Origin of the sequence: Staphylococcus croceilyticus, assembly GCF_002902575.1 — a bacterium.
Classification (GTDB): Bacteria; Bacillota; Bacilli; order Staphylococcales; family Staphylococcaceae; genus Staphylococcus; species Staphylococcus croceilyticus.
This window is the reverse complement of sequence record NZ_PPRD01000008.1, coordinates 1-11,198: the sequence shown is the minus strand read 5'-3', so window position 1 is coordinate 11,198 and position 11,198 is coordinate 1. Positions and strand designations below refer to the sequence as shown.

Sequence of the window (11,198 nt, the reverse complement as noted above, 5' to 3'; positions counted from 1 at the left end):
ACAATAAATGTGAAAGAAATCACAAAGGAGTTGTACAAGATGCAAAACTTAAGAAACAGAAGTTTTTTAACACTATTAGACTTTTCACAAAAAGAAGTAGAATTTTTACTGAATTTATCTGAAGATTTAAAACGCGCGAAATACGTGGGAATAGAACAACAAAAACTTAAAGGTAAAAACATCGCTTTAATCTTTGAAAAAGACTCTACACGTACACGTTGTGCATTCGAAACAGCAGCTTATGATCAAGGCGCACACGTGACATATCTTGGACCAACTGGAAGCCAAATGGGCAAAAAAGAATCTGCTAAAGATACTGCTCGCGTATTAGGTGGCATGTACGATGGTATCGAATACCGTGGCTTCTCACAACGCACAGTGGAAGAACTCGCTAAATATTCAGGCGTACCTGTATGGAACGGCTTAACAGACGAAGATCATCCTACTCAAGTACTTGCAGACTTTTTAACAGCAAAAGAAGTCTTGAAAAAACCTTATCACGAAATTAATTTCACATACGTGGGTGATGGACGTAACAACGTAGCAAACGCATTAATGCAAGGGGCAGCAATCATGGGTATGCGATTCCACCTTGTATGTCCTAAAGAACTCAACCCAACTGACGAATTATTAAATCGTTGCAAAGATATCGCAGCTAAAAACGGTGGCGAAATCTTAGTGACTGACAATATTGATAAAGGCGTAAAAGGTTCTGACGTTATCTACACAGACGTATGGGTATCAATGGGTGAACCTGAAGAAGTTTGGGAAGAACGTATCAAATTATTAGAACCTTACCGTGTAACTAAAGAAATGATGGAAAAAACGGGTAACCCTCGTGCAATCTTTGAACATTGCTTACCTTCATTCCATGATACAGAAACTAAAATCGGTAAAGAAATTCAAGAAAAATATGGTTTAACTGAAATGGAAGTTGCGAATGAAGTGTTTGAAAGTGAACAATCTGTAGTCTTCCAAGAAGCAGAAAACAGAGCACACACTATCAAAGCAGTAATGGTTGCAACTTTAGGAGAATAATCGAAGGGGGACCTACCTATGTCTAAAATCGTCGTGGCTTTAGGTGGTAACGCCTTAGGACAATCACCTGAAGAGCAATTAGAATTAGTAAAAGGAACAGCAAAATCTTTAGTAAGTTTAATTAATAAAGGATATGAAGTTGTTATCAGCCATGGTAACGGACCTCAAGTAGGTAGTATTAACTTAGGTCTAAACTATGCAGCTGAGCATGAGCAAGGCCCACCATTCCCGTTCCCTGAATGTGGTGCGATGAGTCAAGCTTACATTGGTTATCAATTACAAGAAAGTTTATTAAATGAATTACATTCATTAGGCATTGATAAACAAGTAGTCACTCTAGTTACGCAAGTAGAAGTAGCTGGTGACGATCCAGCCTTCAAAAATCCAACGAAACCGATTGGCTTATTCTATTCTAAAGAAGAAGCAGATAAAACGATGCAAGAAAAAGGTTATCAATTTGTAGAAGATTCAGGACGTGGTTATCGCCGTGTTGTACCTTCTCCACAACCTATTAATATCGTTGAATTGGATAGTATTGAAACTTTAATTAAGCATCAAACTCTTGTGATTGCAGCTGGTGGCGGTGGTATTCCCGTTGTTAAGGAACAAGGTAATTATAAAGGTGTAGACGCTGTTATCGATAAAGATAAAACCAGTGCCTTATTAGCCGCTCACCTGAAATCAGATCAATTAATTATCTTAACTGCTGTAGACTATGTTTATATTAACTACGGTAAAGATAATCAAGAAGGTTTAGGTGAAGTCACTGTCGCTGATATGGAGAAACATATTGCTGATGGTCAATTTGCGAAAGGTAGTATGCTTCCTAAAGTTGAAGCAGCATTACAATTTATTGAAAAGAACCCTGAAGGTAGCGTGTTAATTACATCTCTAGCAGATTTAGGCGATGCCTTAGAAGGTAAAATTGGTACACTAATTAAGAAATAACACTAATAACGGTTATTTATATAACTCCCCATATATTTATAATAAATAAGACGAGCTTGGGCTTAATGTATGTAATTTACATATTTAAGCTCAAGTTTTTTGCGATTCGGGAAAATTAAGGGAGCTTAAAAATCCCCTCACTATTAGCGATAGTGAAGGGACGGGTGCTTGTTTTACCCTTTGTTTATATTTTAAGGAGTAAATAAGTCATCTACGGTGGTATCAAATTGTTTGGCTAATTTAAATGCGAGTTGCAAAGTTGGATCGTATTTATTATTTTCAATGGCATTAATCGTTTGACGAGATACATTTACATTCTTACTTAATGTATCTTGAGACATGCCGATTTTTTTTCGATAGTCTCGTATTTTATTTTTCAAATTAATCAGTCCTAAGGCGTGTATTTCTTCTTAACTATAAGGTAATTACCGATTAACAGTAAAGCTACAATTAATATATAGCCCAATTCAGGAAATTCATTAAATGGATAAATTGTATGACGTCCTTGATACAATGCGAATATCTTTAGAATCATAGCTATGAAAAAGGTATAGACTAATCCTACAAATGTTTTAGCAAAAATTTCTAAAAACATAGTACGTTGGCGCTCATCATAACCAGTAACATCTTTGCCTTTAGTATCAAGTGTTTCATTAGGGAGAAACTTATTTGTAATGACAGTCCAGATTATTCCAAAGATTAGAACACTGATGAACAATAAGATATAAAGCATACATTCCACCTCTAAATGTCAAAAGTTTTTTACACTTTTAGGTTAACATCTTTAATGATAATGTCAAATTCTTTTTACATTTTAAATTTGGAATTGATAATCGCTCTTTTCTCAACAAAAAAGCCTACAACATAAGCTAATATGCGTAGTCATAGGCTTTGTACTATATAAGGTTAGTGTGAGGGTTGTCTGAAGTTAGACGCCCAACCCTCTAAAAATCTACCATATTTAACTTAAAATAAAGTCGGTAAGTTCTTCGGCAGTGACTTTTCCGAAATAGTAATTTAAATCAATGTTATTTAAACGTTCGATTAAATCTGCTTTGACCATGCGTGTGCCAAGCAAGTGTTCTTCGACATCGTGAATGTCGCCTTGGCCAAAGAAATCGCCATAAATACGACAAGCGGCAATGCGGTTATGTTCGATAGATAATGTAATATCAATCGTGCCACAACTAAAGCGGTCGTTACGGTTATATTCATATCGTGGAGAACGACCATAGTTCCATTCCCAATTATCATACTTTTCAGCAAGCAATTTATCGATGCCCGCCCAATCTTCGTCGGTTAATTCATAGCGTTTGGCATCTTTAATGTCATCAATGCCCATAATTTGCATGATAATTAAATCCTTAAATTCTTCAATCGTAATATCTTTATATTTCGGGTCTAAGGAATCGCGAATTTGACCGACGCGAGCGCGTACGGATTTAATGCCTTTCGATTCAATCTTCTTACGGTTAGGCTTCAACACTTTCACCATAGGTTCATAATCGACATCAAGCAATAAAGAGTAACCACCATAAATACGGTTGTTAAGAATCGTCATAGCTGCGCCAGAAATCTTTTTATCGTTCAATGCTAAATCGTTACGACCACTTTGAATCACTTCTGTTGCACCTAAATTGTGAAGCGCTTGAATGGCAGGGCGATAGAAACGTTGGAAGTCGCCATAAATAGACGTATCTTGTTCTAAAATACAACATACATTTACGGCGCCATCGTCAACGTAAACTGCGCCACCGCCTGTATCACGGCGTACAACTTTAATATCATTGTCATCTACATAGTCTTGGTTAATTTCTACTGCCGTATTTTGAAAGCGACCAATTTCTACTTTCGGTTGGCAGTAATACGGTAATAAGATGTCTTCATCTAGGAAGATGTGGTTGTTCACATAAACTTGCATTGCTAAGTTTACGGCACCATCGTCAATATATTGGCCATTTCGAATAGGTTCTATTAAATACATCGTTCTCGTCTCCTAAGTTGTTAAATTTCTTTGTGCGTTAATGATTAATGAGGCGATATCTTCAGTTAAATGAATTGTTCTGTTTTGAATGTTTTTTGGAATGCGATAGGCTTTTTTATTTAAAGTCATAAATACCGCATCTGGATTATGGCGTGTCATGCGTTGAAACGGATGCTTAACAAACTGCGGTGTTGTGTAGCCAATGCCAATTTCTAGATATAACACTTTGCCATCTTTGTGCGCGTCTAAGAATGCATTATAACGATCTAATTGTGCATGGAAATCTGCGTCTTCTACCATGCCAACTTGCGCTTTACGTTTGTTGATTTCCATTGGTGCATCGCATTTGGGACAATGTGGAATGAGTTCATATGGAATCTTCATATCCTCTTGTTTGGCCACCATTTCACGAATCGCATCGTCATCGCGATACGTTTGCGCATGACAATGTTGGCTACATTGCCAAAGGATGTATTCGCCTTGAATATGAAAGACTTTATCCATATTATAATCAGCCACTGCAAAGGCGTTATCCGCGTTGGTTGTAATGATGTGATAATCTTTGTCGGCTAACATCTCTTTTAGCGCAACATACGATGGGCCCACGGGTTGATCTAAGTAGTTGAGCTTCACAAAGCGACTTTCGAACGCCCAATATTCTTGCCAACTGTCAAACGGATGCAGACTCGCTTGCAACATATCGAAGAAGTTATATTTTTCTATAAAGTCCGGAAAATGCTTCGTGAAACGCTCACCGATATATGTGAAGCCATCTGACGCAGACATCCCAGCGCCTATCCCCACAACAACGGCATCGGCTTCATCAATAGATTGAGCTAACACTTCATATTGCTCAGTGTTCTCATGGCGAGACAGTTTAAGCGCCTGCCACTTAGCATCTGTATTAGTCTCTGTTGTCATCAGCGAAAGCCTCCTCATATAATGCTAAATCTTTATCTGTGAACACATTGAAGATGACTTTAAGCGGTGAACCTGTTTCTTGTAGATAGGCTAACGTTGTATCAATCGCAATGCGACTAGCTTCATCTTGTGGGAAACCGAACACACCTGTTGAAATACAACAAAACGCTAAGTGTTGTAGACCATGTTTGTCGGCAAATTCTAAGCAACTGCGATAACAACGTGCAAGTAAATCTTTATTCATTTGAGAGACGGGTAGTTTACGAATTTGTGGTCCTACTGTGTGAATCACATGTTTAGCTGGCAAATTATAGCCTGATGTGATTTTAGCTTTACCTACGCCTTCTTTGCGACCTTGTTGCTCAATGATGTCTGCACAAGCTAAGCGCAATTGGACGCCTGCTTTGGTATGAATAATGTTATCGATACAATTATGGTTTGCTTGCATACAGCCTAAGAAACGACTGTTGGCTGCGTTAACAATACCATCTACAGCAAGCGTTGTAATGTCACCTTGCCATAAATAAAGTTGCTCACCTAAAACAGGTGTTAAATCTTCAATGTGTGTAATGTCTTGTTGGTTATTCAATGTAGATAAATATGCATTTTGTACTTCTAAAAATGCCGAAGACACAGGCTTCGGTGGACGCACGTTAGCTAATCCACGATAAAGCTCCCATTGTGCCTCGGCAGTGTCAGGGTAGTCTAACGGCTTATTTCCATACGCTTCTTTCCACATCGCACGGATTAAATAAGCCAGACGTTCTTCTTGTGTATTTACCATTTATTCGTCATCCGGATCTGGTAATGCATTGTATGCTTCTTCATCTACATTTTCTAATTTAACTAACCAATTTTCTTCTGGTTTTTCAGAATTTAAGATTGAAGGTTCATCTTCGGCTCTTGTATTACGTTCCACGATTTTACCTGCAAGTGGTGATTGCACGTCTAATACTGTTTTAGATGCTTCAATGCTGACAATTTCATCGTTAACGTTCACGTCGTCAGCGCCCATAAATTCAACATAACCTACTGTACCTACATCGTCTTGAAGTTCAGGTGTCATTCTATAGATATATTGGTTTCCTACTTTTTCTACATATAAATAATTAGCTAATTTAGCCATTTCATAACATCCTTTCTCTATTTATAAATACGCGTGTGCTAAGCATTCGATTGTACGGCATCGTTGTTCGATACCTGGTAATAATGGCACGACCAAGACTTCATCTGCTTCGAAAGTCTCAATCATCGCATCTAAGCGTGGTTTCACGTGTTCTATCGTGCCAGCTAAGATGCGTGCGCGATGTTGTGCGATGAGTCGTTTGTCACGATCATTCAGTTGATAGTCCTGCGCAGTTTCAATAGATGGGAAACGCTCGAATTCCGCAAATTGACGTTTGCCTAACAACCACACATCAAGCGCATGCAACAGTTGCTGTGTCTCATCTTCCGTATCCGTCACAATCACAAACGCCGTTAACATGACCTTAGGCGCCATGTTTAATTCTGTTTTTTGAAAATGACTGCGATACGTCGCAACGCTGTTTTTCGTCGCATCTATTTTATCCTGGCTAGGTAGTAAAAACGTACCCAGCGTGTAGCCCATACCTTGAGTAGCCGCAAACTTGGCAGAGCGTTGACTCGTACTTAAGAGCCACATTTCAGGATGGCGAGGAATCTGCGGTTGCGCGATGACTTTCCCAACACGTTGTTCCTCAGGTGGTTGCGTTAAATAACTGCGAATATCCTCAATACTTTGTCTGTAATCAAGATAGTCAGTTTTATCCTCATCCATCGCGCGTTTCACTATCGCGGTACCAGGATTGTTCCCAATACCCAAGTCAACACGACTAGGATACAACGCCTCCAACATCTTAAAATTCTCTGCCACTTTAAACGGACTATAATGAGGCAACATAACGCCACCAGAACCTAACTTAATCCGTTCAGTTTGTCCTAAGAGATACATCATCAGTAACTCAGGACTACTACCCGCAAAGGCTGGCACATCATGATGTTCTGTTAACCAGAAACGTTTGTAACCTAAGTCGTCAGCGAGCTTCGCAAGTCTTGTTGTATCTTGCAACGCATGTGTTGCGTCTTTGCCTTCATCTATCATGGCATAATCTAAAATACTGAATTCCATCGGACACTCATCTCCAACTGTAAAGTACCATTCCCTTGATTTATATACCCACCCCTATTTTAACGTGTTTACATAGTTTTTGTTAAATTTTGCTTGGCTATCGAGAAGGATTTCCCAGGCAATGTTTTTCATTTTCGAAAAGGGAATGGAAGGTGTTCACAAACAAGTCGATTGAGTATTGAGATGTGGCGTGTTACTTTGGAAATACTACAACATGGACGAAAGAGGATGTCGATAATGACACAATATCAACCCTTATTACAACCAATTACTTTATCTAATGGCATAGAATTAGCTAACCGTTTCGTGCTGTCTCCAATGACAACGAATTCTTCGACGAAAGAAGGGCATATTACAGAGGAAGATATACGCTATGCTAAGCGACGTGCCAGCTCAGCACCTTTACAAGTGACAGGCGCCGCATATATTGAACCATATGGTCAATTATTCGAATATGGTTTTAATATTTCTGACGATGATTGTATCCCAGGTTTGAAAAAAGTGGCCCAAGCTATGAAACAAGATGGCAATAAAGCGATTATTCAACTCGCACATGCCGGCAGATTCTCAAATACAGCAATTATGAATTATGGCGAGGTGTACGGACCAAGTCCTATGACATTACATTCGCCAATTAAACACAATGTATTAGAAATGTCGGTTGAGAAAATTCATGAAGTTATTCAACAATATGCAGAGGCGACATCACGTGCAATTAAAGCTGGATTTGATGGTGTCGAAATCTCTGTGGCACAACGCTTATTAATTCAAACATTCTTCTCTACATTCTCTAATAAACGTCATGATGAATATGGCGTGGATACGCTAGAGAATAGAGCGCGTTTTGGCTTAGAAGTCATGGAAGCAGTACAGAATGTGATTGATCAAGAAGCGCCGGACGATTTCATTTTCGGATATAGAGCGACACCGGAAGAAACCAGAGGTAGTGATTTAGGCTATACTATTGATGAATTTAATCAACATTTGGACTGGGTGTTAGAAGTCGCAAATATTCAATATTTGGCAATCGCGAGTTGGGGACGCAATATTTATCAAAATAAAACACGTACACCAGGCGAGCATTACGGACGCCGTGTGAACCAAGTAGTGTACGAATATTTAGATGGACGTGTGCCGTTAATTGCGAGTGGTGGTATTAATTCTCCAGACACTGCACTAGATGCGTTGAACAATGCAGATATGGTAGGCATGTCATCACCATTCGTAACAGAGCCCGACTTCGTACACAAATTAGCAGAAGAACACGAAGACGACATTGATTTACATGTGAAACCTGAAGAATTAGATGAATTGGCTATTCCGCATGCTGCATTTAAAGACATTGTCCAAATGATGGATTACGGCGAAGGCTTGCAGAAGAAGACACGTGACGAACTACGCAAACTCGAAAAAAATTATGATGAAGATTAATAGTAGGTCCACATTAATTTTTAAAATTAATGTGGATTTAATTTATATTTTATCATGTAATATACATAATTTACTTAATATAAATAATATGATCTAATTAAATTATAAAAATGTTGAGGTGATAAAATGAAAATAACTCCGAAAACGCAAACACTTCATCAACTGTTGCAACCTGATAGTGACGTTGATTATTCAGTTCCTGTTTATCAAAGAAATTACTCTTGGAAAGAAGAACAAATTGATATGTTGTTCAATGACATTAAAGTTGAAGAAAAAGGTTATTATGTAGGTAACTTGTTAATTAATAATACTGAAGAGGAAAATAATATTATTGATGGGCAACAAAGATTAACAACATTATCTCTATTTTTATTAGCTCTACATGAAAGGTTACAAGATTTTAAGCTAGTAGAAAAAACAGATGATGTTGAAGAAAAGTATGTTTATGCTAAAGCAACTATTAAAAAATTTTTGTTAAATGATAAAGAGCCTAGATTACATTTGTTAGATAATGATAAAAAAGTTTGGGAAAATTTAGTTAAGATATTGAAAGATGGTCAACCAGGTGGTTGGAAAAGATATACACTATTTAAAAGATACGATTTTATTAGAAACGAATTAACTGGAAAATTGCATGACTTGGATGAAACATTAGAATTTTATAATAAATTAATTAATATTGAATTATTACAAATATCAGTTCCGGATTTAAGTGACGCTTATCAAGTGTTTGCAAGTTTGAATTCAAAAGGGTTGCCTTTAACTCCGCTTGATTTATTAAAAAATATTTATATTTCTAGAGGAGGAGAAGTTGAAAAGTGGAATGAACTGAAATCACTTTTTGAAAAAGAAGATGAAGTAAATGAAACTAAACTAAGACAATTTATTTTAAATAACTATGATGGTTTAGAAAATTATTCGACTAGTCAAAGTTTGACGAAGGGCAGAATAGTAAAAGAATATGAAAAAATATTTAAAAATCAAGGAGCTCAATACATAGATAAGTTAATTTATAGAGCTAAAATTTATAATGAAATTTCTAACAATGAAACTGATTATAGTTTTAATTTGTCAGGTCTTGCTAAATTAGATGCAACTACTTCATATCCCTTGTTATTAAATCTTTATACACATAAAGAAACCTACGAATTATCTAATACTCACTTAGAAAAAATAGTTTCTATTTTAATTAAATTATTTGTTCGCCGTAATATAGCATTGGTTCCGAAAGCGTCAAACTTAAGAAACGACTTATTAAATCTAAAAAATTACATTTATAATAATCAATTACGAGGAAAACAAGTAGTTGAACATATTGAAAATCATGTAACTAAGATAAAACCAAACGATGATTTGATTAGACAAAGTTTAAAAGATGGAATATATGATAAAAATAAAAAAACAACTAGATTTATTCTTATTTCATTGGAACGAGAACTTGGTGACTATTTTAATAAAGCTAGAAAAGATACATTAGACGAGTTTACAAATAATGGAAGTTTGATTTGGTCAATTGAACATATATTACCTCAAGGACCTAATTTATTAGATGAATGGAAAGATATGATTAGTCCAGATGATAGAGAAAAAGCTAATGAAGTACAAGAGGAATATGTGCATTTATTAGGTAATTTAACTTTAACTCCATATAATAGCGAATTAGGGAACAGAAAATTTAAAGAAAAAATAGACTTTAAAGATAAAGATACGGAAGTAGGACTAAAATTAGATTTAGAGCTTAATAAATCAATAGACACAAATAAAGACACATGGAATATTGAAGATATCATTAATCGAAATGAAGTCTTAATTCAGGATGTATTAAAATTATTTTAATTTCAAATAGTAACCATGACATATATTTGATAATATGTCATGGTTTTTATTATCAATTTGTATTAGTAAATATATATTTTAGTTAGTCGAATTTGTGGATTATGTTAATTAATAATTTCTACATTATTATCTTTTAAGATTTTAAGAAATTTGTTAGGAATGTCTTTTTTATCGGTAATTAAGTAATCTATTTGACTAAAATCTGCAAACTTAAAAAAAGAAGGCTTATCAATACAAAATTTAGAAGAATCCACTAACATAAGTACTATATTTCCTTGTTGAAGCATTTTTTTCTTTGTCAATCCTTCTTCTTCTCCTCCAACGCTAAATCCTTCTAATGTCATAGAATTACAACTTAATAAAACAGCGTTAGTAAAATAATTTTTTAAAACTTCTATAGCTTGCGCTCCTACCAATGTACCTGAATGTTTACTTAAAGTACCTCCAGTAGAAATAAAATTAATGTTGGTATCGGAAAATTCATACAATAAATTAATTGAATTCGTAATTATATCTGGAGTGAGATTTTTACTAGATAATAATCTTATTACTTCTAAAGCAGTGGAACTTGAATCTACCATTAAAGTATTAAAATCTTTAATTAATGGAATTGTTTTTTCGGCAATAATTTTTTTGAAATCTAAATTATTGGTAGATCTATATCTATAAGGAAGATCATTATTATTTTTTATAATTGCTCCTCCATGAGTTCTTGTTAAAACTCCTTGGGTTTCTAAATATTCTAAATCTCTTCTTATGGTTTCTTCTGTCACTTCAAATTTAATAGCAAGAGATTTAACTTCTACTTGCTTATAAGAAGTCAACATATTAATTATATTTTGGTATCTTTGAAATTTTTTCATGTTTCCCCCCTCTTAATAATTATAAATA

The 11,198-nt window shown here is 35.6% G+C and carries 11 protein-coding genes and 1 pseudogene; 4 read left to right on the top strand and 8 right to left on the bottom strand.

Translation table 11 applies throughout. From position 1 onward, the window contains the following. Positions 1-39 precede the first annotated feature (39 nt). Positions 40-1,038, top strand: coding sequence for an ornithine carbamoyltransferase (gene argF / locus CD128_RS01540; RefSeq protein ID WP_103328333.1), 999 nt, complete (start codon positions 40-42; stop codon positions 1,036-1,038). 18 nt (positions 1,039-1,056) lie between these two features. Further along, positions 1,057-1,986 carry a carbamate kinase gene (arcC, locus tag CD128_RS01535; protein WP_103328332.1) on the top strand — a complete coding sequence of 310 codons (930 nt, stop codon included), beginning with the start codon at positions 1,057-1,059 and terminating at the stop codon, positions 1,984-1,986. Between the two features lie 191 nt (positions 1,987-2,177). Here arcC and CD128_RS01530 read toward each other — a convergent pair whose 3' ends face one another. The 7 genes and pseudogenes from CD128_RS01530 to CD128_RS01500 form a co-directional block, all read right to left on the bottom strand. Then, on the bottom strand, positions 2,178-2,366 hold the full coding sequence (locus CD128_RS01530) for a helix-turn-helix transcriptional regulator (RefSeq protein WP_103297346.1): 189 nt from the start codon (positions 2,364-2,366) through the stop codon (positions 2,178-2,180). 11 nt (positions 2,367-2,377) lie between these two features. Continuing rightward, the gene (locus CD128_RS01525) at positions 2,378-2,719 is read right to left on the bottom strand and encodes a hypothetical protein (protein ID WP_103328331.1); all 342 of its coding nucleotides are present in this window, start codon (positions 2,717-2,719) and stop codon (positions 2,378-2,380) included. Between the two features lie 228 nt (positions 2,720-2,947). Continuing rightward, a complete protein-coding gene (locus tag CD128_RS01520) occupies positions 2,948-3,970 on the bottom strand; it encodes a lipoate--protein ligase (RefSeq protein ID WP_103328330.1) in 1,023 nt (340 codons plus the stop codon). Further along, positions 3,930-4,891, bottom strand: a pseudogene (locus tag CD128_RS01515) (SIR2 family NAD-dependent protein deacylase). Before CD128_RS01515 ends, CD128_RS01520 begins: the two are co-directional and overlap by 41 nt. Beyond that, complete coding sequence (locus CD128_RS01510) at positions 4,875-5,675, bottom strand: protein-ADP-ribose hydrolase (RefSeq protein ID WP_103328328.1); 801 nt, start codon at positions 5,673-5,675, stop codon at positions 4,875-4,877. The pseudogene CD128_RS01515 and the gene CD128_RS01510 overlap by 17 nt, the downstream one beginning before the upstream one ends. Next, positions 5,676-6,017 (bottom strand): glycine cleavage system H family protein, encoded by a 342-nt coding sequence (locus CD128_RS01505; protein WP_103328327.1) that lies wholly within the window; start codon positions 6,015-6,017, stop codon positions 5,676-5,678. 21 nt (positions 6,018-6,038) lie between these two features. Continuing rightward, entirely contained in the window at positions 6,039-7,040 is a 1,002-nt protein-coding gene (locus tag CD128_RS01500) for an LLM class flavin-dependent oxidoreductase (RefSeq protein ID WP_103328326.1), read from the bottom strand. Positions 7,041-7,277: 237 nt separating this feature from the next. Between CD128_RS01500 and CD128_RS01495 the strand changes: the two genes are divergently transcribed. After that, a complete protein-coding gene (locus CD128_RS01495) occupies positions 7,278-8,471 on the top strand; it encodes an NADH-dependent flavin oxidoreductase (RefSeq protein ID WP_103328325.1) in 1,194 nt (397 codons plus the stop codon). Positions 8,472-8,597: 126 nt separating this feature from the next. Next, entirely contained in the window at positions 8,598-10,307 is a 1,710-nt protein-coding gene (locus CD128_RS01490) for a DUF262 domain-containing protein (RefSeq protein ID WP_103328324.1), read from the top strand. Positions 10,308-10,411: 104 nt separating this feature from the next. On the opposite strand, the gene CD128_RS01485 is transcribed toward CD128_RS01490, so the two are convergent. Then, a complete protein-coding gene (locus CD128_RS01485) occupies positions 10,412-11,170 on the bottom strand; it encodes a DeoR/GlpR family DNA-binding transcription regulator (RefSeq protein WP_103328323.1) in 759 nt (252 codons plus the stop codon). Between the last annotated feature and the right edge of the window lie 28 nt (positions 11,171-11,198).

Coding starts and splice junctions, on each gene's coding strand:
- argF (WP_103328333.1), top strand. CDS start 40: ATGCAAAACTTAAGAAACAGAAGTTTTTTAACACTATTAGACTTTTCA.
- arcC (WP_103328332.1), top strand. CDS start 1,057: ATGTCTAAAATCGTCGTGGCTTTAGGTGGTAACGCCTTAGGACAATCA.
- CD128_RS01525 (WP_103328331.1), bottom strand. CDS start 2,719: ATGCTTTATATCTTATTGTTCATCAGTGTTCTAATCTTTGGAATAATC.
- CD128_RS01520 (WP_103328330.1), bottom strand. CDS start 3,970: ATGTATTTAATAGAACCTATTCGAAATGGCCAATATATTGACGATGGT.
- CD128_RS01510 (WP_103328328.1), bottom strand. CDS start 5,675: ATGGTAAATACACAAGAAGAACGTCTGGCTTATTTAATCCGTGCGATG.
- CD128_RS01505 (WP_103328327.1), bottom strand. CDS start 6,017: ATGGCTAAATTAGCTAATTATTTATATGTAGAAAAAGTAGGAAACCAA.
- CD128_RS01500 (WP_103328326.1), bottom strand. CDS start 7,040: ATGGAATTCAGTATTTTAGATTATGCCATGATAGATGAAGGCAAAGAC.
- CD128_RS01495 (WP_103328325.1), top strand. CDS start 7,278: ATGACACAATATCAACCCTTATTACAACCAATTACTTTATCTAATGGC.
- CD128_RS01490 (WP_103328324.1), top strand. CDS start 8,598: ATGAAAATAACTCCGAAAACGCAAACACTTCATCAACTGTTGCAACCT.
- CD128_RS01485 (WP_103328323.1), bottom strand. CDS start 11,170: ATGAAAAAATTTCAAAGATACCAAAATATAATTAATATGTTGACTTCT.